Consider the following 22,361-nt stretch of genomic DNA (forward strand, 5'->3'; position numbering starts at 1 on the left):
TGAAACAAGCTTTGCTAGTCCAGCTTCGGATCAAGCGCGTCGCGCAGCCCGTCGCCAAGGAAGTTGAACGACAGAACGAGCCCGATGATCGCAAGGCCGGGGTAGATCGCGGTATAGGAATGCGTTTCGAGATACGCACTTCCCAGCTTTAGTATATTGCCCCATTCCGGAATATGCGGTTCAACGCCCAGTCCCAAGAAGCTCAAGCTGCTGGTCGAGATAACGGCCGTACCAATGGTCAGCGTCGACTTGACGATCATCGGCGCTAGAGAGTTCGGCACGATGTGTTTGATTAGGATGGTCAAGTCGCCGGAGCCGAATGCCCGCGCCGCTTGCACGTACTCAAGCGTGGATACGAGCATGACGTTCGCCCTCATGGTACGAGCGTAGGTCGGGATCGCGCCGACGCTGAGTGCCAGAATCAGGTTGGCGGTGCTTGCGCCGAATGCAGCGATAATCGCGATCGCGAGCAGGATGCCGGGAATCGCGTACAAAATATCGAGCGCCCGCATAATGACGTTGTCGGTCTGGCGGCCGTAATAACCGGAGATTGCGCCAAGCGCTCCTCCGATCAACACGGGGATGAGCGTGGACAGCAAGCCGACAACGAGGGAGATTCGCGCGCCGAACACGATCCGGGAGAACAAGTCCCGGCCGAAGTTATCCGTGCCGAGCGGGTATTCAAGGCTCGGCGGCTGGAAGATCGCGCCGTAATTATTGTCAATCGCCATGCCGTAGTCGAAGGTCAAGTAACTCGTAACGGACAAGGCGAGCAAAAACAGGATAAAAAGCAACCCGAGCATCGACGTAGAGCTTCTGGACAAACGGTCGACGATGTCGCTCACCTTGGAGCCGGATGTATAACCTTTATCCCGCAGCTTCGCGATGAGCAGCAGCCCAAGGAATAAGGCGAACAGATTGCCGGTTGCCGCGGTCGCGATGAGGAGGACCGCAAGCAACCACATCCAGCGCGGCAGCACCGTTCCGTTCGCGAATCTGGCGATCAGAAGCAAGGCGATCAGCTGCACCGCGGCCGCCAAGAGCAGAAGGAACATGCCGGGCAGGAACCCGTTCGAGACATAGGGCTTGAACAGGTTAAGCGACGAAACCGCGAATACGAGCAAGGTTGTCAATAACGTATAGACGGCTAGCGTATAAGCCGCGTTTTTCTTTCGCTTGACGAGCTGGAACGCCGAGGCCGCCACAAAGACGTTGGCCGTGAGCAAGCTTAGCATGAGCACGTATCCCAAGCTTCTCGCCGCCGTGCCGATCTCGCCCTTGCTGATCAAGTTGCTTCGAATCCATAACCAGGCGGCGAGCTGAAGCACTGCGAACGCGAAGTACGCGATGCTGAAGATCAGCACGGCAGGCCGAAACGCTCCTTCTGCGGGGATGTAGCTATTCACAAGAAAGACGAGCGCCAGCGCAAGGGTGATGATGCCCGCGAAGCTGGCTTGTCCGTATTCGGGGGCCGACTTCAGCCGGAAGTTGATCTCTTGTTTGGTGATGCCTATATTCGTCACGAGTAGCACCTGCTTTATGATGTTAAACTCTCATTAATATTGTTTCATCTTGGAACGAATGCGCGGATCGAAGAACGCGTACATCAAATCGACGATGACGTTGACGATCGAGATGGTAATGGCCGTATACACGACGCCGCCCATGATGGCCGGGATGTCGGGGATGAACTGTTTGTCTACGATATAACTGCCGATGCCGCTAATGTTGAACACTTTCTCGGTGACGGCCGCTCCACCGAGCATGCCGCCGAATTGAAGGCCGATGACCGTAATGATCGGAATCAACGCGTTGCCTACAGCGTGCTTCCAAAGAACGTTCCTGCGGGCAAGACCTTTCGCCCTGGCCGTTATGATATAGTCCTCGTGGATGACCTCGAGCGTCGAGGATCGTGTCATGCGCGCGACCGCCGCCGTAAGACCGGTACCGAGAACGACGATCGGCATAATCGCGGATAGCCAGTTGTTCGGATTGTAGGTGGCCGGAAGCCATGACCATTTGATCGAGAAATTAAGAATAAAGATAAGGCCTTGCCAGAAGTTCGGAATCGACAGTCCCAAGAGCGCGATGAACATGAAGGTATAGTCGAAAAACGAGTTCGGCCGCGTCGCCGAAATAATGCCGATCGGCAATGCGATCAGTACAGCGATCAAGGTGGAGACGACGGTCAGCGTCAGGGTGACCGGGAATTTGTTCGCGATGGATGTCGTCACGTCTTCGTTGCCGGCAAACGATCGCCCGAGATCGAAGGTGAAGATGTCCCTAAGCGTATTCCATAGCTGGACCAGATAAGGTTGATCCAATCCGTACAGATGATTGAACGCCGCGATTTGCTCGTTCGTGGCCGTCTCGCCAAGAATGTTGGCGGCAGGGCTCATGGGCGAGATGTACAAAATCGTGAAGACAAGGAACGCGACGCCAAGAATAACGAACAGCGCCATGAACAACCGTTCCGCGATGTACTTGGCGTAGGGATTGGCGTAAACCGCCATAAGCGCGTACATCGGCAAACCGATAAGCCAAGAAGCGGCGAAAAACAGCGAATGGCCCAGCAGCTCGTGAAACGTTTCGACGAACGTAAAGTTTTGACTGGCTTTTCCGTTCGCGGATCCCTCATGAAGACGTTCCCGAACCAGCGCTTCGAATTTGGCCGCGGCCATTCGTTCAGCCTCGCGATCCGATTGCTCGGCAGAGACTGTCTGTCCGAAAAATCGGTGTTTGCGTCCGAGCTGATCCTTCGCCTCGGCCAGTAGACGGTCTTTGGCTCCGGAGGCTAGCAGACTCGACCGCAAAACTTCCGCCTGTTTGCGAGAGCCGTTCCTGGTCTTGCGATATTGGTAAACCCCGTACACGATCAGCGTGATTGGCGCTCCTAAGAGCAGCAACAGCAGTCGGTAAGCGGGGTTTAAATACATTTTGTGATAGATGGCGGCAATACGATCAATGAGGCCGTATCCCGTTGCTACTGCATCGCCAGTCACTCTGTCCCGCTCCTTTATAGGTAGTTCAATAAGCACGCTTTTGAGCACGAAGTATTCCTATGTAGCATATTCGGCGTCGAATCTTGAACTCAGCCGGAACTTCCGGTGCTCACGTAGCTCTGCTACGCTCCGCTCCTCAGTTTCTAGCTTCATCCAATCTTCTCGGTGCTGAAAAGCGGTCTTATTGAACCTGATTGTATTTTATATTGCATAATTCCGATCGATATAGTAGATTTTATTTGACAGGTAGTAAAATGTCAATCTACTTCTGAGGGAATGAAATATTATGGCTTAAAATAATGTTTTCTTATAGAATGTATTATAACTATTTATAAGTGATCAGAAAAGAGTTAAGATATTAAAAACTTTATCGTAGTGATTCGATGATGTGATAAATAACGCGAGCCAACCGCTTCAACAATATTCTGCTATCAAATTACCAATATTATGAGTCGAAGGTGACCATCATGGATACATTGCTGCAAGTAAATGGATTGTCGGTTTCGTTTTTCGTAAGGGACAAGGAAGTGGAGGCCGTACGCAACGTAAGCTTCGAGCTGAGGAAAGGCGAGACGCTCGGCATCGTCGGGGAATCCGGCAGCGGCAAGAGCGTGACGGCCCGTACGATCATGCGGCTGTTGCCGTCGCCGCCTTCCATGGTGAAGGGCGGGCAAGTGCTGTTTCAAGGCCAGAACTTGGCGGATAAGAGCGATGCGGAGATGGAAGCGATCCGGGGGAAGGAAATCGGCATGATCTTCCAGGACCCGATGTCGTCGCTGAACCCGACGATGCGGATCGGCAAACAAATCGAAGAGAGTCTGATCAAGCATCGCAAAATGAGCAAATCCGAAGCGCGCGCGGAAGCGATCGCGATGCTGAAGATGGTCGGGATCCCGAACGCCGAGACGCGATACGCCCAATATCCGCACGAATTCTCCGGTGGGATGCGCCAGCGCGTCATGATCGCCATTGCGCTTGCTTGCCGGCCGTCGCTGCTGATCGCGGACGAACCGACGACCGCGCTTGACGTAACGATCCAGGCGCAAATTTTGAATCAGATGAAGGTGCTTCAGAAGGAGCTCGGCACCTCTATTATATTGATTACGCATGATCTGGGCGTCGTGGCCGGCATGTGCGACCGCGTCGTCGTCATGAAGGACGGGGAGATCGTGGAGACGGGAACGACGGAGGAGCTGTTCGCGAATCCGAAACATCCCTACACGGTCAAACTGCTGAATGCGTTGCCGCGGCTGGACGAGAAGAAGAAGCCGAAGCTCGCGCCGCTGGTCAAGCGGGAAGCCGAAGACGTGCCGCTCCTGCAGGTGAAGTCGCTTCGACAGCATTTTGATCTGGGCAAGGGGCAAATCTTGAAGGCGGTCAACAACATCAGCTTCGACATCCATGCAGGGGAGACGCTTGGCGTCGTCGGGGAATCGGGCAGCGGCAAGTCGACGACAGGACGCACGATTCTTCGCCTGAACGAAGCGACCGGCGGCGAGGTGCTCTATCGCGGCATTCCGCTGCAGCAGCTGAACCGCGGAGAGATGAAGCGGATGCGCCGCCACATGGGGATGATCTTCCAGGATCCCTATGCTTCGCTGAATCCAAGGCTGCGCGTCGGGGACATTATCGGCGAGGCGCTGGACGTGCACGGCATGTCCGCCGGCAATGCCGTCCGCCAGAAGCGAATCGAGGAGCTGCTCGACATGGTCGGGCTGAACCCGTCCCACGCGATGCGTTATCCGCACGAGTTCTCGGGCGGGCAGCGGCAGCGGATCGGGATCGCGCGCACGCTTGCCGTCGAGCCGGAATTCATCGTCTGCGACGAACCGCTGTCCGCGCTGGACGTATCGATCCAGGCGCAGATCGTGAAGCTGCTGGAGGAGCTGCAGCAGCGGCTTGGGCTGACGTACCTGTTCATCGCACACGACTTGTCCATGGTGAAACACATCAGCGACCGCGTCGCCGTCATGTACAAAGGCAAGATCGTTGAGCTGGCCGAAAGCGAGGAGCTGTACGCGAATCCAATCCACGATTATACGAAGACGCTGCTCGCGGCCATCCCGGTTCCCGATCCGAAGATCGAATCCCGCAAGAAGCTGGTCGTTAACGCCGAAGCGTCGAAGGCCGATCCGTACGCCCTCGATCAGTCGAGATTCGTCGAGGTGTCGCAGGGGCATTGGGTGGCTGTTGCGGGGGCTTAGTCGTCTTAAGTTTAGCGAGCAATAAACGAAAGAGCTGTCCTTCCGGTCTACTTGACCGATGGACAGCTCTTTATGTTTTCATCGACTCGAAAATCGATCAGCCGCTAACCTTCGTCGATACCGACAAAGCATCCACTTGCTTGATTGTTACGCCGGTAGAGGCTTCGAAGTCGTACATCGCTTTGGCCGATTCGGAGAAACGGTCCAGCTCGTTGTAGGCCGGGATGCCGTGGTAAGACATGTCCAGTCCTTCTTCTTCCTCTTCGGCCGAAGCGCGCAAACCTACGGTTGCTTTCGCGATGTAGGCAATCGCGATGCCGCCGGCGAAGCCCCAGATGCCGATCGTTAGGACGCCGAGCAGCTGCGTACCGAGCAGCGCCGCGCCGCCGCCGTTCAAGAGACCGGCCTGCGTGTCGAACAAGCCGACCGCAATTGTGCCGAACGCGCCGTTAAAGCCGTGTACCGCGACCGCGCCGACCGGGTCGTCGACCTTCAGACGGTCGATGAACAAGGTGGCGCCGATAACGATCAAGCCGGCAGCAAGGCCGATGACGATCGATTGCCATTGATTGACGTACGCGCAGCCCGCCGTAATGGCGACTAGGCCGGACAAGGCGCCGTTCATGACCATGCTCGGGTCGGTCTTGCCCCACTTGAACATCGTGAAGAGCAGAGCGGACGTTCCGCCGGCTGCCGCGGCCAGCATCGTGTTCAGCGCGATGCTGGACAACATCGCGTCGCCCGCGCTCAGCGTGCTGCCCGCGTTGAAGCCGAACCAGCCGAACCAAAGCACGAATACGCCAGCCGATGCGAGCGGAATATTGGAAGGCGCGAATACATTAACGCTGCCGTCCGTGTACCGTCCCCTGCGCGGGCCGAGAATCCAAGCGATGGCTAGCGCCGCCGAGCCGCCGAGCAGATGGATGACGGCCGAGCCGGCGAAGTCTTTCATGCCGAGCTGTGCCAGCCAGCCGTCCGCGTTCCAGACCCAGTGACCCGAGACGGGGTAGAGGAACAAGGTGAGAAACGCCGCGATTAAAACATATGCCTTAAAGTTCATCCGTTCCGCGACCGCGCCGGATACGATAGAGATGCAAGCGATAGCGAAGCCGAGCTGGAACAGCACATAAGCCGCGGGCGGCAAGTCGATGCTGAGCGCGATTTGCTCCGGCGAGCCGAACAGGGACGTGCCGATGAAGCCGCCCGCATCATCGCCGAACATGAAGCCGAAGCCGATCGCCCAGAAGGCGAGCGCACCGACCGTCAAGTCGACGAAAATTTTCATCGTGACGTTGACCGCGTTTTTGGTACGGACCAAGCCGGCCTCCAGCAAGCTGAAGCCGCCTTCCATGAAGATGACCATGGCCGCCGCGAGGACGACCCAAATCGTGTTCAAATGTATCGGTTCCATTCGTTACACCTCTTCCTTCAACGGCTTGACCGGACGAAGTTCATCAATCGTTTCGTCGGCGAGGCCGGTCTTGATGTTATACGCTTGCTCGATGGACGAGATGAAAATTTTGCCGTCTCCGGCTTCTCCGGTTTGCGCGGCCGAGATGACGGCTTGTATCGTGCGCTCGACCATGAAGTCGGAAATGACGATTTCCATCTTCACCTTCGGATGGAGGCTGACTTGATAATTTCGCCCCCTGTAAATCCCGCTTTGATCCTTCTGCATGCCGCGCCCGACCACTTGATTAACGGTGAAAGCCGTCACGCCGATGCTGTGAAGCGCCTTGATCGTATCGTGCAGCTTCTGCGGACGAATAATAGCTTCTATCTTTTTCATCCGGCTGTCCCTCCTAAGAAGTTGTATATTTTATACAGTTCATTGTACGTTTTCTACAATACTATGTAATAATATCTCACGTGCTCGCAAATTCGTCAATATCCGACTCTGAAAATGCTTCTAAAGTTATAAAACTCTCATTTTCGTCGTTTTGGCGTTATGTAAGCTATCATTGATTGCGTCTTTTAGATCGAGATGACTTATTCCTTGAAAGTGTCGTTTTGTGCTAAACTGATATGGTAAATTCAGGGTTAAGATCAAAATAGCAAGGAGTGCACGATGGGAACATTGTTTAAGGCAGAGAGGTTGTATGTCGTCGCGGCCGCCGCCATCACGGTGTGGCTGCTGTTCGTCGGTCCGTTTATCGGCGTGGCCGATAACGGCGATTTTCTAAGAATCATGGGGACGGCGGGACTGGATTATTATGCGGAGGAATCGTACGAAGACCGGTTCTTCGGTTACGCCCATGCGCTGTTCGCGTACGATGAGTTTTTCCGGGGATTTTATCCCTCGACGCAAATCATTTTGGTCATGATCGCCAGATTGATCGGCAGCGTCTTTAACGGAGAGGCGTTCGATGTCCGGATTCTCGGCGGGATCTACGCGGCTCTGCTGCTTGCGGCGGGTTACCTGATTATCCGCGCGAACAAGACGAACGATCGCATTGTCGCCGCGGTGCTCGCGCTGGTTATGCTGTTCGTGTTTTCGGATGTCGCGTATATGGCTTATTTCAATTCGTTATTCGGAGAGCCGGTATCCTTCGTCTTCATGCTGCTGGCGGTCGGAGCCGGCTTGAAGCTGGCGAGGTCGGACAAGCCGTCGGCGTCGATGATCGTCTTGTTTTATGCGGCGGTGTTTTTCCTGACATGCTCGAAAACGCAGAACGCTCCGATCGGCATCGGGTTCGCTTTGATCGGGCTTCGGTTTATCGGGCTTGGCAGGGAGGCGCGTTTGCGTAAGCTGATCATCGGGCTGTCCGCTTTCGTGATGCTTGCGTCGGTGACGATGTACGTTGCGGCGCCGAAGGATTTTAAGCAGATCAATATATATCAGACCGTATTCTTCGGCGTCTTGAACAACTCTCCGGACGTGGAAGGCGATCTGGAGGAGCTGGGACTGCCGCAGCGGCTGTCGGTGCTGGCCGGGACGAACTACTTCCAGTCGGGGACGGCGATTCCGCAGAACGATCCGTCGCTCAAGGCGGACTTCTACGACCGGATCTCGCATTTCGATATTTTGTGGTTCTATATGAAGCATCCGGGTCGGCTCGTTCAGAAGATGGAGTACGCGGCGGAGAACGGCATGAGCATACGCCCTTATTATCTCGGCAATTACGAGAAGGCGGAGGAGAAGCCGCGCGGAGCGTTGTCCTTCCAATACAGCGGATGGAGCGAGTTCAAACGGGCTTTTATCCCGAATCAGCTGTGGTTTATCGCATTGTTCTTCGCTGCGTATATCGCAGTCGTCTGCCTGGAATGGCTGCGCGGGAGCTCGCGCCGAACGCGAATCTCGGCGGAGCTGTTCTTATTGCTGGGGCTGACGGGCATCTTCAGCTTCCTCATCCCGATCCTCGGCGACGGTCAGGCGGACATGGGCAAACATCTTTTCCTGTTTAACGTCTGCTTCGATATGATGGCCGTCTCAATGGTCGTATGGGCCGTGTACCGGATCAGGAAACAAATTAAATATTAGGTTAGATAAGCGTACGAAAGAGGGGTAGACATTTTTCGTGCGCTTTTTTTATTTTTCGGAGATTCGTCCACCTTGTTCAGAATGGGGCTCTAACTCCATCCGAGCGGGATCGTGATATATTGATAACGGTTAGCCGATAACATTTTTGAAAGCGGTTACTTAAGAACTGCCTCTATAGGAAAAGGACGTGATGCTTAACACTCGGCTCTTCCTTATGGCATTAATCCGTTTACTGAATCGAAAGAGGAAATCATCCAATTAGGAGGTCGTATCGTGTTACAAGTTCTTAAGAGTGCCGGCAAAAGCAAGCTGTTTATGTGGCTGATGGTTTTTGCGCTCATGATATCGCAATTGGCAATCTCTCCGCTGCCGGCGATAGCCGCAGGTGGGCCTGATTTGATCGTAACAAACATTTCTTGGACGCCCGCAAGTCCCGCTGCCGGCAATGAAGTGACGTTCAGCGCGACGATCAAAAATCAGGGCGCGGATCCGAGCCCGGCCGGCGCGATCCACGGCGTTCTATTCACTGTTAACGGCACATCTGTGAGCTGGAGCGACAATCATACGTCCTCCATAGCGGCAGGCGCCTCCGTCACCGTAACCGCTACCGGAGGTCCGAACTCGAAGGCGACATGGACTGCCGCAGCCGGTACGCATACCGTAAGGGCCTATGTAGACGACGTGAATCGGATTGCCGAGGCGAATGAAAACAACAATACATGGGATCAGAGCATAACGGTAGGAAGCAGCAGCGGAACGCCGGATCTTTTCGTCACGGATGTGGTTTGGTCCCCCGCTTCTCCGCAGACGGGCAACGAAGTCACGTTCAGCGCCGTCGTCCGAAATCAGGGAACGGCAGCAACGCCTGTTGGAACGATCCACGGCGTTCTATTCACCGTGAACGGCACGTCGGTGAACTGGAGCGACAATTATACGTCCTCCATTCCGGCTGGCGCGTCGGTCACGCTGACCGCTACCGGAGGCCCGAACGCCAAAACGACGTGGACGGCCGCAGCCGGCACGCACACCGTCAGGGCATTCGTGGACGACATTAACCGAATCGCGGAATCGAATGACGGCAATAACACTTTGGACGAAAACATAACCGTAAACGTCCCCGCAAAACCTGATCTGGTCGTAACGGATGTTTCGTGGTCGCCGGCGGCGCCCGCGGCAGGCAATGCCGTAACGTTCAGCGCGGTGGTGAAAAATCAAGGTACGGCAGCTACCGCGGCGGGAACGGCAAGCAACGTCGCTTTTTATGTGAATGGCACCCAAGTGAGCTCGGTCGTTAATTACACGACCTCCATTGCCGCGGGCGCTTCCGTCACGCTGACCCAAAACTCGGGCTCGTGGACTGCCGTCAACGGGGTTCATACGGTCAATGCGGTTGTTGACGAAACGTCGCTGATCAGTGAATTGGATGAAACAAACAATTCGTACGGCGAGAGTCTGACTGTCGGAGCCGTTCAGAGCTACGGCGCCACCGTGCCTTATGACAGCTATGAAGCGGAAGCTTTGACCATCGTTGGCGGTTCCGTGACCGGTCCGAGCACGACCTGGACGACGGCGGAGTCGGAAGCGTCGGGCAGGAAGGCCGTAAGGCTGGCGCAAGGCCAATCGGTTGAGCTGACGCTGTTGAACCCTGCGCAAGGGATCGTCGTGCGATACTCGATGCCGGACAGCGCGACCGGATCGGATATTTACCAGAACATCAGCCTATATGTGGACGGTACCCACAACACCGATGTTTCGTTGACCAACAGATATTCGCATCAATACGGACAATACGGTCCCGACGGCGGCGAAATGCAATGGTCGAATACGCCAGGCATCAATCACCACAGATATTTTGATGAATCTCGCGTGCTTCTTGGCCAGCAGGCTGCGGCCGGCGCCAAGATCAAGCTCCAATGGGATGCGAATGATTACAATCCGAGCGGATCGACGTATGTGTTGATCGACTTGATCGAGACGGAGGCGGTGCCAGCGGCGATCGCCAAACCGGCGGATTATGTGTCCATCGCCAATTACGGAGCCGTCGCAGGTGATGGTGTGGACGATACTGCAGCCATGACCTCTGCCATCGCGGCCGTGAACGGAACGACGATTAAAGGCGTATGGATCCCGGAAGGCATCTTCCATTTTAATACGGGAACAAGAGGCACGACCAAAATCAGGCTCCCAAGCGGCGTTTCGCTCAAAGGCGCGGGCATGTGGCGTTCGACGCTTCAAGGGGCATTCGCCGGCATTTACCTGCAGGGCGGGAATGTCACGCTGTCGGATTTCACTATCAAGGCAGAAGAAACGTACCGATCCAACGCGACGGGAATTGCGGGCGTTGAAGGCAATGCTCTGAATTCCACCATCATGAACCTCTGGATCCAGCATGCGAAAGTGGGACTGTGGTTGAACGAGGGGACGGCCAACGCTTTGGTATCGAAGCTTCGGGTCAGAGATGTCTGGGCAGACGGGATCAACATCAACGGAGGGGCCAAAAATACGATCGTGGAGCAAAGCAGCTTCCGCAATACCGGCGACGACGGGATGGCCATGTGGTCCAAATCGTTGAACGGCGGCGCGGGAACGGTTGAAGACAGCACGTTCAGATATAACACGGTTCAGATTCCGAACCTTGCCAACGGGATTGGGATTTACGGGGGCAAAAACAATACGGTAAGCCATAATCTCGTCCTGGACGTCGTCGATAACGGCTCGGGCATCCAGTTCGGCACCAACCACGCTCCTACCGCGTTCACGGGTACGCTGACAATCGCGAACAACAAGCTCGTGAACTGCGGATCGTACCATCATGATTACGGCTACCAGATCGGCGCGATCTGGGGGTATTGGGTCAATAATAACGGGTTGGCTTCGGGGTTGACGGTCAATGTCAACGGCAATATCGTCGATAGCAGCACCTATTCGGGCATGTTTATCGAAGAACCTAGCTCCAGCGCCATCGTCAATTATACCTCGAATACGATCAACAATTCGGGAACGTACGGCGTGCATATTCGAGGTTCTGCGAACGGTTCGGCCGCATTCAACAACAATACGGTCAACGTCGCGCCGTCCGGCAAGTTCAAAAACGATTCGCCAAGCTTTACCGTGACCGGATCGGGGAACAATTGGTAGACCGCGTTGCGCGCGGATTCGGAGAGCGAAAGATTGCCGAAGAGGCACCGATTGTCGTATACTGAAATTAACTGATGCACAAGGAGGTGCAGGTAGGATGAATTCGGAGTTTGTGAACGCCCAAGTGAGCCGGCTGCCCATCGCGATGGCTGGCATCGTTCATGGTTATGCGCATGACGGGAGAAGTCTGTCCATGGATGACCATACGATATCACAACTCGCGAAGAGGCTCCTACCTTAACCTGAACGGATCAAACCGGATCGGACGTAGGGAATTTTCCCTGCGTCCTTTTTCTATTCTTCTTAGGTCGGGCGGAGCCTCCAATTAGGAGGAACCCTTATGTTAACAATCAATTGTCAGAACGTCAAAAAATACAACGCCGCCCAGCTCGTCCTGGAAAACGTAACCTTCGAGCTGCATCACGGCGAGAAAGCGGGACTCGTCGGCCGCAACGGATGCGGCAAAACCACGCTGCTTCGCATGATCGCCAAGCTGGACAGCCCGGACGAAGGCATGCTGGCCATTAGCAAAAGCGCGCGCATCGGCTATCTCCGGCAAATGCCGGACCTCGCCCCCGGCACGACGGTCCGGGATATGCTGGTGATCGGCTTCAAGGAATTGTTGGATTGCCGGGCTCGGATGACCGATCTGGAGTCGGAGATGTCGTCGCCGGAGCTCGGCGCTGAACGATTGGAGACCTTGCTCGCGGAGTACGCGAAGCTGCAGGAACGCTTCGAGCGGGACGGGGGATACGAGCTCGAAGCTCGGATCGATGGAGTCGCCGACGGCTTGGGGATCCCCCGGGAATGGTATTCAAGAGCCTACGATTCGTTGTCCGGAGGGGAGAAGACGAAGGTCGGTCTCGCCTCCGAGCTGCTGCGGGAGCCCGAGCTTCTGCTGCTCGACGAACCAACCAATCATCTCGACATGGGCGCGGTGGAGTGGCTGGAGGAATTTCTGCTGAAATATGGAGGGGCGTGCCTGATCGTGTCCCACGACCGGTACTTTCTCGATCGGGTCGTCACGAAGATCGTGGAGCTCGAGGATGGGGAGTCGACCGTCTTCCATTCCGGCTACAGCGGCTACGCGAAGGAGAAAGAAGAGCTGATTCTCCGGCAGTTCGCCGATTACCAAGAACAACAGAAGCGGATTAAGAAGATGCGGGAGACGATCAAGCAGCTGATGGAATGGGGCCGAATCGGCGATAACGGGAAGTTCTTCCGCAGGGCGGCCAGCATGCAGAAGGCGCTCGATCGGATGGAGAAGCTGAAGCGTCCCCCGGTTAACCGCAAAGAGGCGGAGTTCGGGCTCCAGCCATCCGAACGCTCCGGGAAACAAGTTGTTGTCATCGATAGCGTGGAGAAAAGTTTTGGGTCGAAGAAGATACTGGGGGGCATTTCCGGAGAATTGCAATATGGCGAAAAAATCATGTTGATCGGGGACAACGGATCCGGCAAGTCGACCTTGCTCAAGCTCATGTTAGGGGAGTTGACCGCGGATGGCGGAGATGTCCGGCTCGGCTCCAGAGTCGACGTTGGTTATCTTCCTCAGCAGCAGCTGCCCGAGGATCCGGAACAGTCCGTGCTGGACTATTACCGAAGCGAAGCCCGCATGGAAGAGGGAGAAGCGCGAAACAAGCTGGCGGCTTATCTGTTCTACGGCGCGGAAGTATTCAAGCCCGTAAGGCTGCTCTCCGGCGGGGAATGGACGCGTCTAAGGCTGGCGCTGCTCGTGTACAAGAAGCCGAATCTGCTTATTCTGGACGAACCGACGAATCATATGGACATCGCGTCGCGGGAGGCGCTCGAGGAAGCGCTGGAGGATTACCCGGGAACGATTCTGATCGTGACGCACGACAGATATCTCATCAACCGGCTGGCGCAGAAAATATGGGAGCTGGACCGGGGGCGTCTCGCGGTTTATCTGGGAGGATTCGACGCTTACAAGGCGGAGAGCGGACGAAAGAAGGCCGAGGCGCTCGGCGGCGAGGCGGAGGAGCGGCGCCGGACGCGTTCCGAGCCTGGCCCCGTGCCGGCGATCGTCGCGCGAAGCGGGAAAGGCGATAGGGCCGGCGAGAAGCTCGAAGCCGAAATCGGGGAGGCGGAACGGCGGCTGGCAGAGCTTGATGCGGCGCTCGGTGAGCAGGCGCAAGACGCGCATGCATTGTTACGGCTGGAGAGCAGCTGGGCGGAGAGAGAGGCTCTCCGGGAGCGGTTGGACGCGTTGATCGAGCGTTGGATGGCTGTGCAGGAGGAGTAGCGGACGGCATGCCGATCGCAAAGAAGACAGAGGACGTACGCTCCTCTGTCTTTTTCTATGGAACTTTTACAGGATATGTTCAGCTGTGATTCGTTCAACGAACGCCATTGGCAGGAATCTCTGCGTGAATGAGCACCCGCTGCTGCTCGGCGCGAATATCGGCGCGTACCGGCTCTCTCGGCTTCCGCTTGAAATAAGCGAGAACGCCGGAGGTGACGGCAATGGATAACGCGGAGAGCAGGCTCCCGGTCAGCGGCAGCGCGAACAAACTCGTAAGGACGACAAGGAAGTCGAAGATAAAGTTGGTTTTGCCCGGATTGAAGCCATGTCGCTTGTGCAAGTAGAGGGCGAATATGGTCGCTCCGCCGAGCGATGCGCCGTTTCTGAACAAGTAGGCGATGCCTGCTCCGATGAACGCCCCGCCGACGATCGAGCCGATGACCGGCTGAATCGCGAATTCGGGCAGCAGACCGTCGACGGCGCTCAGAGCGGACAACATGAGAATGGCGGCCACGGTACGCAGCGTGAACATCTTGCCCATGTAAAAATACGAGAAACCAAAAAACGGTATGTTGAGCAGCGTGAACAGATAATGGAATGGGACAGGAACGAAATGCGATAAGCTAAGAGAGAGGCCGGCCGTTCCGCCGGTTACGACGGAGGCGTGTTTTAAGATCATGACCCCGCCGGCCGTCACTAGACAGCCGGTTGCAATATGAAGCCATTTTACGAGAAATGCCTTCATGTTGAATCCTTCGTTCGTCTTCATAAGGCATGCACCGCCTGATCGATTTTGTTACTATTAGATTACAGGAGCACGCATCCCCGTTATATGATAAACTGAACGTAATTTATGTAAGTTTATATAACATCGAATCGAATGGCATGTACAAAGCTGCAAAATGAAAGGAGGCGTGTTTGTTGGATGCATTGGACCGCATGCTGCTCAAGCTGCTGCAGGAAGACGGCCGGATGACGGTCAGCGAACTGTCGAAGCGGCTTGCGCTCAGCCGTCCCAGCGTTACCGAGCGCATGCTCCGTCTGCAGGAGAAAGGAATCATAACGGGATTCGGCGCTCAGGTATCGCCCGCGGCGATCGGGAGAAATATACAATTGATCATCCAGATCAGCGAGCTGAAGGTGTTCCCGACCGACTTCGAGAAGCGGATCATGAACGATAGCGATATCTTGGAATGCCATCGCGTAACGGGGACGGTCAGCTACATGCTGAAGGCCGCGGTAACGGGGATGGACGAACTGAGCCAGCTGGTGGAGAGGCTGATGCCGTTCGGCAACGTGAATACGTCGGTTATTTTATCGACGCCGATCTTGAATCGGACAATCCTGCCGAAGGAGCAGTGACAAGGCGAACAGCGAACGGGAGAATGGAGGATTCCTTTTGGGAACATCGTTAATGGAAGCTTATCAGCAGGCTAAGTATCCGCTGCTAGGACATGGCAAACGGGATGTGCAGGTGTTGAAGGAAGCGCTGGAGCACGCGGACGGCGATATGGCAAGCGATATGTACGGTACGGGTGCGGTCATCGAAGCGTATCAGGTCAAGATGGCGGAGCTGCTAGGCAAGGAGGCGTCGGTGTTTTTCCCGAGCGGGACGATGGCGCAGCAGATCGCGCTGCGGATATGGGCCGATCGAGCGGGCAGCAAGCAAGTGGCGTATCATCCGCTCTGCCATTTGGAGATTCACGAGAAGGACGGGCTTAAGGTGCTGCACGGTCTTGAGCCCGTGCTGCTTGCGGATCAGTCGCGGCCCGTGCGTCTGCGGGATATCGCCGAGCTGAAGGAAGACGTGGCTTGCGTGCTGCTCGAGCTGCCGCAGCGGGAGATCGGCGGGCAGCTTCCGCCTTACGAGGAGCTCGAGTCGATCTCGCGACTGTGCAAGGAGCGGGGGATCAAGCTTCATCTGGACGGGGCGAGACTGTTCGAGGTGCTTCCCTATTACGGGAAGACGGCCGTGGAAGTATGCGCCTTATTCGACAGCGTGTATATCTCGGTCTATAAGGGCATCGGCGGCATTGCCGGCGCGATTCTGGCGGGCGACTTGGATTTCATGGAGGAAGCGAAGCCTTGGAAGAGGCGCCATGGCGGCGACTTGATTAGCTTGTATCCGTACATACTGGCTGCCGACTATTATATGGAGCGCCGCCTGCCAAAGATGGAGAGGTATTACCGGGAGGCCGTCGAGCTTGCGGAAATGTTTAACGGCTGCGAGGGCGTGCGCACCTTGCCTGAGATGCCCGTCTCGAACATGTTCCATGTTTTCTTCGAGGCGTCCAAGGAGAAGGCGGAAGCCGTGCTTGCCGAAGTCGCGATCGAGACGGGCGTCGGCCTTGCCCGCGTGCTGCAGGATGGCGGCGAAGCCGGCTGCAAATACGAGGTCAGCCTCGGAGACCTTTATGCCGACATTCCGCGTGTCACGCTCGCGGAAGCGTTCCGGCTGCTCGAACGGAAGCTGAGGGAATGACGGGCGGGCTAACGAAGCTTCGCTCGCGCCTGCTGCTTTTCTTGCTATTCAGGCGCGAGAAGGAAGGGCTTCAGGAGGCATAACTTTCAGCCGCTGCGATTCGTTTGCGATAGACGGAGCTCGACAGCCAGACGCTGATCTCGAATAACAGGATGAGCGGAATCAAGAGGAGGAAATCCGAGACAAAATCCGGCGGCGTCATGAGGTTGGAGACGACGACCAGGATCAAATACGCGTAGCGGCGCGAGCGTTTCAGGCGCTGCGGCGTGAGCAGTCCGATCCGCGTAAGGAACATGACCACGATCGGCAGCTCGAAGGCCGCGGCGACCGGCAGCACGATATTCATCATGAACGAAAAGTATTCGGCGACGCCATAGGTTTCGGTCAAGTGGAGATTCTCGGAAATCTTGTTGACGAAGGAGAAACTCATCGGCAGCACGACGAAGTAGCCAAAGCTGATGCCGGCGACGAAACAGATGACGCTGTATGGAATGTAACGGAGGGTGGCAGCCCTCTCGTGCGGATACAGCCCTTTTTTCACGAAGCTCCAGATGAGCGCCAGCGCGACGGGCAATGTCAAAGCCAGGGCGAGAACCATCGCGATCACCATGTAGACGCGCACGCCGTCGAAAGGGGAGAAGGCGTTCCATTCCATCCGCGAAGCCGGCGGGGCGCTCTTGATCGCATCGAGAATAAGGGGCGCGACCCCGATCCCGATGCCCGTGCATACGGCGAAGACGATCGCGATGACGATGATTTGTTTCCGAAGCTCTACCAGATGCTCCAGGAAAGACATGATAACCGGTTTGACCATGGCGATGCCTCCTCTCTAGGTATCGATTGAATGCGCGTGGTCGGCCATAATCGTTTTGCGAAGCTCGAACGTATGGAAGCCGTCTCTCAGCTTCCGGTGAATTTCCTTTAACCGCTCCACGTCCTCGAACGAAAACTTCCTTGCGCCGCCCGAGGTGCGATCGGGGAAAACCAACTGACGATCCTCGTAATAACGGATTTGCCTCTCCGTCAACCCCGTCAATTCCCTGACCATGCCAATGCCCATAACTTTCCGACTCATAACAACTCCGCCTCCTAGACCGATAGTTAGACTTCTGGTCAATGAATCTGATGACAATTACGAGTTAGATAATGTGACATATTTGTTCGTTTGGGAGAGATTTTAGCAACGCGAAGGGTAAAAGACAATGGTCAATGTGAACTAATCATTTAACTTTTGGAACAAAATGGATTATATCTTTAGGGACTTTAGCCTATATTTGGGGATTTTATCGAAACTTACCTAGCTTAAAAAATAATTTATGTCAGTCTTTCTTACATAAAAATAGAATCTGTCATTCGCCCCGTGCTATCTTGTCGTTGTGTGGTAAACCATGCACATCGATGCTGAAGAATGGGAGTGGAGCGGAATGGAATCGAGCAAATCGCCAAACGAGATATCGAGGCGGCAGTTTCTAACGACGGTAGGGAAGATCGGCGGGGGCGCCGCCGTATTCAGCGTCATGGGCACGCTCGGGTTATTGTCCCCCGAATCGCTGAAGGCGGCGGATTACGTGCCGCCGGACAAAAACGAATTGGCCATGAGCAATCGCGGCGGCAAAAAAATCGTCATTCTCGGCGCGGGTATCGCGGGCATGACGGCCGCATACGAGCTTGGAATGGCCGGATTCGATTGCACTATACTGGAAGCCAGGGCGCGCTCGGGCGGACGGATCTGGTCGGTGCGCCGCGGCACGACGGTGGCCGAGATCGGCGGGCAGAAGCAGGTCGCGAGATTTTCCGACGGACTGTACTTTAACGCGGGACCGATGCGGATTCCGCAATTCCACGTCACGATGGAATACATTCGTAAGTTCGGTATTCCAATCGAACCGTTCAATAATGTCAACGACCATGCCTATTACTATAACGAAAACGTCGGGGAGCTCTCCGGCAAAAAGATCCGCAAGCGCGAGGCGAAGGCGGATGTGCGCGGTTACGTGAGCGAGATGATGGCGAAGGCCGTGAACCGGAACGCGCTCGACATGCCGCTGACGGCCGAGGAGAAGGAGAAGCTGGTCGCCTACCTTCGCACGGAAGGCGGACTCGACGCAGATCTCTTCTACAAGGGCACGTCGAGGGGAGGTTACAAGGACGAGCCGGGCGCCCGGCTGGATGCGGGCGTCATCCGCGATCCGTTCAGCATGAAGGCTATCATCAATTCCGGCTTCGGCAACTTTCTGAGCAGCGAATACGGTTACGACCAGCAGATGATGATGTTCCATCCTGTCGGCGGCATCGACGCCATTCCGAAGGCATTCGAGAGCCGGCTCAAAGGCAAGATTCGCTTCCATTCCGAAGTATCGGAAATCAAGCAGAGCGAGAAAGGCGTAACGGTCACGTACAAAAATTTGGCGACGGGCGAGTTCCAGAAGGTGGAAGGGGATTATTGCATCTGTACCATCCCGCTGCCGGTCCTGAAGAAAATCAAAGCGGATTTCTCGCCGGACATGAAGAAGGCGATCGAAAGCATCGGCTATGCTTCCGCCGGCAAGATCGGCCTGCAGTTCAAACGCCGCTTCTGGGAAGAGGACGAACAAATCTACGGTGGCAACACGCTCACGAACATGGATATCTCCTCCATCTATTATCCACCGACCGGCTATATGCAGAAGAAGGGGCTGCTTCTCGGCTACTACGCTTTCGGCGGCAACGCGGACAAGATCGGCGCGATGACATTCCAGGAGCGCGAGGCGCATGCGCTGAAGCAGGGCGCGAAGATCCATTCGCAATACCACAAAGAATTCGAAGCCTCCTTCTCCGTCGACTGGAAGAAGATTAAGTACAACGAAGGCGGATGGGTGTCCTACTCCGGCGATCAGCGGCAAACCGTCTATCCGACACTCTGCAAACCCGACCGCAGAGTGTATCTGGCCGGCGAGCATATCAGCTATATAACGGCGTGGATGGCGGGCGGCATCGAATCGGCAAGGGCCGTCGTGACCGACATCGCTCAGAGAGTCATGAAGGAGTAGGGCAGGACATTCGCGAGCGAACGTTAAGGGAATCATTCTCATTTTATTATTGGAGGTATCCATCGATATGGCGATCAACCGCAACGTGAAAGTATTGATCGGGACGGCGGTCCTGTCCTGTTTCATCGGCGCGTCCGTATATGCGAGCGTCACGCCGAACAAGTTCCCGCTTACTCCGGTTCACGAACCGGAATTTTACGGCAGCCCAAGCTCCTCCATCTCAAGCGCGGTGGCGCTCCCCGAGAGTTCGGCGACGTTCTCGACGAGCGGCACGGTGCCGCCGCTGCTGAACAAGGATGGCAAAACCGTCTACGAGCGGTACGGCAATACCGAGAAGCAGGCCGAAGGCATCCTGAAAAATATCGAAAAACAGCTGAAGGAGCAAGGGCTGTCGCTGAAGGACGTCATTTACCTGCGCGTCTATGTGACGCCGGATGCGGCGATGGGAGGCAAGTTCGATTACACGGGCTGGTTCAACGCCTACGCAAAATTTTTTAATACGAAAGAAAACCCGGTGAAGACCGCTCGTTCGACGGTCGGCGTCGCCGGTCTCGTGAACCCCGATTGGCTCATCGAGATCGAGGCGGTCGCGGCTTATCCGACGCCGCATGATCAGGATTAATCGACGGGCGAAGGCCCGATCCAGAATAGACTAGGAAGGGGAAGATGTTCGCATGCTGCAAAATATCGGATTCCCGGGATTGTTAATGATTTTGGTCGTCGTGCTTATCATTTTCGGACCGTCGAAGCTGCCGGAGCTCGGCCGCGCGGTCGGCCGGACGCTGCACGAGTTCAAGACGTCGGCGAAGGAGCTGGTGTCCGACACGAAGGAAGACGTGATCGAGACGCCGAAGGAAGCGGCTAGCAAGGGATAAGAATAGATGCGGGAAGCGGGGCGCCGGCCTCGCTTCTTTTTTGTTTTCCGATCGGTCTCCTGAAACTGGGGATTTCTTTTTGAGAGACGAATTGTGTATAGTAGTGTGCAGTAAAGGTGTGGGGTGAGCGCATGGGGAAATTTGCGGAGCTAAACACGCTGCGCAATCAAATTTTGCTTGGATTCATGCTGGTCATGGTGGTCGTTCTGGCTTCGGTCGGACTGTTTGCGTATAATCAAGTGTCCGTTCTGCTTCGCAACAACGCCGAAAAACATATTCAGCAGACCGCCGCCCAGGCAACGGGCAAGCTGGACGTGCTGCTGCGCCAGGTGGACAGCTTCACGGCCCAGGTGGCGACCAACGCGGCGGTTCAGAGCATGCTGGAGCGAATAGCTTCCGGCGAAACGATCAGCTTCCAGGACAGGCAGATCATTCAACGGGAAGTGCGCAAAAGCGAAGCCTATACGACGGGGGTCCGCTCGATCGAGCTGTATACATCCGATTACAGAAGGCTTGTTCCGCTGACGGATGAAAGTCTCAGGGATCGGGTGTCGGACGAATGGATCCATCGCGTCGACGAAGGCAAGGGACAGCTGGTGTGGTTGGGCATGGACGAGCGATATCCCGGCATTGTCATCGCCATGCGCCGCGTACGGTTGATGGACAGGTCCTTCTCCCAAGCCGGTTACGTCATGGTACAGGTGGACAAACATTATTTCGAGCTGACCGAATCGCGGACCGGCGACGATGCAAGTACCGGCATCGAAGAATATTTGGCCCTCGTAGACGAGAAGGGCGGAACGATCACGTCCGACTTCGGCATGGAAGTAAACGCAAGCCAGCTTGACGATAGCGGGTCGACGGTCGTCATGGACGGGGACGAATTTATCAAGGTTCAGCGGCGATCCGAAGCTACCGGCTGGAGCATTATCATGCTGACTCCCGTCCGTTACGCGACGGAGGGAATTTCCGTTCTGAGGACCGCCATCATCGTGTCGGTTATGGTCGGCGGAATATTGTTCCTGATCTTATCCTTTATTCTATCGACGATGATTACCCGTCCGATTCTGAACCTCATACGGGCGATGAGAAGCGCAAGGCTCGGCACGCTGAAGCCGATTCCCGTTACGTCCAAGACGCTGGAAATCAACGAACTCAACCATACGTATAACCAAATGGTCGCCTCGCTCAACGATTTGATCGAGGTCGTCTACCAGAAGGAAATCATCCAGAGCCGGACGGAGCTGAAAGCGCTGCAAGCCCAGATTAATCCGCATTTCCTGTTCAATACGCTCGAGGCGTTCTATTGGGCGCTGGAGGAGAAGGGCGAGGAAGAGCTGGCCCGCGTCGTAGTCGCCATGTCGGGACTGTTCCGCTACGTCATCAGCCGAGCCGACGAAGAGGAATGGGTGACGATCGGAGACGAGTTGGATCACGCGGAGCGGTATTTGACGATCATGGATATGCGCATGCTGGACAGATTAAGCTGGACGATCGAAGCGGATGAAACATGCCGCAAGGTGCCCATTCCCAAGCTGCTGATCCAGCCGCTCGTCGAGAACGCGATTCTGCACGGCGTGGAGCAGCGTATCGGGCCGGGCACGGTGACGCTGCGCGTGATGCCGGCAACCGGCAATCCGGGCTATACGCGAATCGAAGTCGCGGACGACGGTCCGGGCATGAACGAGGGACAGCTTAAGGAAATCTACGATGCATTCTCCGAAGGATACACCGCATCGGTCAAAGGGAACGGCATCGGTCTCGCGAACGTGCAGAAGAGGCTTTTGCTCTATTTCGAAGAAGAAACGGGCGGGCTGACGATCAAGAGTGAACAATCCAAAGGAACCGTGATGGCATTCGAAATACCTAGCGATGATGGGAGGAGCTGAG

The 22,361-nt window shown here is 55.7% G+C and carries 18 protein-coding genes; 11 read left to right on the forward strand and 7 right to left on the reverse strand.

All coding sequences use genetic code 11. The features are described 5' to 3' along the window. Nucleotides 1-14: 14 nt before the first annotated feature. Nucleotides 15-1,523 (reverse strand): ABC transporter permease, encoded by a 1,509-nt coding sequence (locus RB620_RS08215; protein WP_308093376.1) that lies wholly within the window; start codon nucleotides 1,521-1,523, stop codon nucleotides 15-17. 33 nt (nucleotides 1,524-1,556) lie between these two features. Beyond that, nucleotides 1,557-3,002, reverse strand: coding sequence for an ABC transporter permease (locus RB620_RS08220; protein ID WP_374121379.1), 1,446 nt, complete (start codon nucleotides 3,000-3,002; stop codon nucleotides 1,557-1,559). 467 nt (nucleotides 3,003-3,469) lie between these two features. On the opposite strand from RB620_RS08220, the gene RB620_RS08225 reads away from it, so the two are divergent. Beyond that, entirely contained in the window at nucleotides 3,470-5,206 is a 1,737-nt protein-coding gene (locus tag RB620_RS08225; protein WP_308093378.1) for an ABC transporter ATP-binding protein, read from the forward strand. A gap of 97 nt (nucleotides 5,207-5,303) precedes the next feature. Here the strand turns inward: RB620_RS08225 and RB620_RS08230 are convergent, their stop codons facing one another. Both RB620_RS08230 and RB620_RS08235 read right to left on the reverse strand, forming a co-directional pair. Next, entirely contained in the window at nucleotides 5,304-6,617 is a 1,314-nt protein-coding gene (locus RB620_RS08230) for an ammonium transporter (protein ID WP_308093379.1), read from the reverse strand. A 3-nt stretch (nucleotides 6,618-6,620) separates the two neighbouring features. Next, a complete protein-coding gene (locus tag RB620_RS08235; RefSeq protein ID WP_308093381.1) occupies nucleotides 6,621-6,995 on the reverse strand; it encodes a P-II family nitrogen regulator in 375 nt (124 codons plus the stop codon). A 279-nt stretch (nucleotides 6,996-7,274) separates the two neighbouring features. Between RB620_RS08235 and wsfD the strand changes: the two genes are divergently transcribed. The 4 genes from wsfD to abc-f all read left to right on the forward strand — a co-directional run bounded on the left by wsfD (nucleotide 7,275) and on the right by abc-f (nucleotide 14,085). Continuing rightward, on the forward strand, nucleotides 7,275-8,687 hold the full coding sequence (gene wsfD, locus RB620_RS08240) for a glycan biosynthesis hexose transferase WsfD (RefSeq protein ID WP_308093383.1): 1,413 nt from the start codon (nucleotides 7,275-7,277) through the stop codon (nucleotides 8,685-8,687). 273 nt (nucleotides 8,688-8,960) lie between these two features. Next, nucleotides 8,961-11,825, forward strand: a complete 2,865-nt coding sequence (locus tag RB620_RS08245) for a CARDB domain-containing protein (protein ID WP_308093385.1) — start codon at nucleotides 8,961-8,963, stop codon at nucleotides 11,823-11,825. A 97-nt stretch (nucleotides 11,826-11,922) separates the two neighbouring features. Further along, nucleotides 11,923-12,066 (forward strand): hypothetical protein, encoded by a 144-nt coding sequence (locus RB620_RS08250; protein ID WP_308093386.1) that lies wholly within the window; start codon nucleotides 11,923-11,925, stop codon nucleotides 12,064-12,066. Nucleotides 12,067-12,165: 99 nt separating this feature from the next. Continuing rightward, entirely contained in the window at nucleotides 12,166-14,085 is a 1,920-nt protein-coding gene (abc-f, locus tag RB620_RS08255; RefSeq protein WP_308093388.1) for a ribosomal protection-like ABC-F family protein, read from the forward strand. Between the two features lie 94 nt (nucleotides 14,086-14,179). Here the strand turns inward: abc-f and RB620_RS08260 are convergent, their stop codons facing one another. Then, complete coding sequence (locus RB620_RS08260; RefSeq protein WP_308093391.1) at nucleotides 14,180-14,854, reverse strand: YitT family protein; 675 nt, start codon at nucleotides 14,852-14,854, stop codon at nucleotides 14,180-14,182. Nucleotides 14,855-15,006: 152 nt separating this feature from the next. Here RB620_RS08260 and RB620_RS08265 point away from each other — a divergent pair, with 152 nt between their 5' ends. Beyond that, nucleotides 15,007-15,447 (forward strand): Lrp/AsnC family transcriptional regulator, encoded by a 441-nt coding sequence (locus RB620_RS08265; RefSeq protein WP_308093392.1) that lies wholly within the window; start codon nucleotides 15,007-15,009, stop codon nucleotides 15,445-15,447. 52 nt (nucleotides 15,448-15,499) lie between these two features. Further along, complete coding sequence (locus tag RB620_RS08270) at nucleotides 15,500-16,567, forward strand: threonine aldolase family protein (RefSeq protein WP_308093526.1); 1,068 nt, start codon at nucleotides 15,500-15,502, stop codon at nucleotides 16,565-16,567. 70 nt (nucleotides 16,568-16,637) lie between these two features. Here RB620_RS08270 and tatC read toward each other — a convergent pair whose 3' ends face one another. Together tatC and RB620_RS08280 are read right to left on the reverse strand one after the other, a co-directional pair. Beyond that, nucleotides 16,638-17,381, reverse strand: coding sequence for a twin-arginine translocase subunit TatC (gene tatC / locus RB620_RS08275; RefSeq protein WP_308093393.1), 744 nt, complete (start codon nucleotides 17,379-17,381; stop codon nucleotides 16,638-16,640). A gap of 15 nt (nucleotides 17,382-17,396) precedes the next feature. Then, on the reverse strand, nucleotides 17,397-17,642 hold the full coding sequence (locus tag RB620_RS08280; RefSeq protein WP_308093394.1) for a MerR family transcriptional regulator: 246 nt from the start codon (nucleotides 17,640-17,642) through the stop codon (nucleotides 17,397-17,399). 349 nt (nucleotides 17,643-17,991) lie between these two features. On the opposite strand from RB620_RS08280, the gene RB620_RS08285 reads away from it, so the two are divergent. The 4 genes from RB620_RS08285 to RB620_RS08300 all read left to right on the forward strand — a co-directional run bounded on the left by RB620_RS08285 (nucleotide 17,992) and on the right by RB620_RS08300 (nucleotide 22,360). Continuing rightward, complete coding sequence (locus tag RB620_RS08285) at nucleotides 17,992-19,596, forward strand: flavin monoamine oxidase family protein (RefSeq protein WP_308093395.1); 1,605 nt, start codon at nucleotides 17,992-17,994, stop codon at nucleotides 19,594-19,596. A 67-nt stretch (nucleotides 19,597-19,663) separates the two neighbouring features. After that, the gene (locus RB620_RS08290) at nucleotides 19,664-20,218 is read left to right on the forward strand and encodes a RidA family protein (protein ID WP_308093396.1); all 555 of its coding nucleotides are present in this window, start codon (nucleotides 19,664-19,666) and stop codon (nucleotides 20,216-20,218) included. A 52-nt stretch (nucleotides 20,219-20,270) separates the two neighbouring features. Beyond that, nucleotides 20,271-20,471 (forward strand): twin-arginine translocase TatA/TatE family subunit, encoded by a 201-nt coding sequence (locus RB620_RS08295; protein WP_308093397.1) that lies wholly within the window; start codon nucleotides 20,271-20,273, stop codon nucleotides 20,469-20,471. 131 nt (nucleotides 20,472-20,602) lie between these two features. Continuing rightward, nucleotides 20,603-22,360, forward strand: a complete 1,758-nt coding sequence (locus tag RB620_RS08300) for a sensor histidine kinase (RefSeq protein ID WP_308093399.1) — start codon at nucleotides 20,603-20,605, stop codon at nucleotides 22,358-22,360. Nucleotide 22,361: the final 1 nt, after the last annotated feature.

This window comes from Paenibacillus sp. LHD-117, from assembly GCF_030929555.1.
Lineage (GTDB): Bacteria > Bacillota > Bacilli > Paenibacillales > Paenibacillaceae > Pristimantibacillus.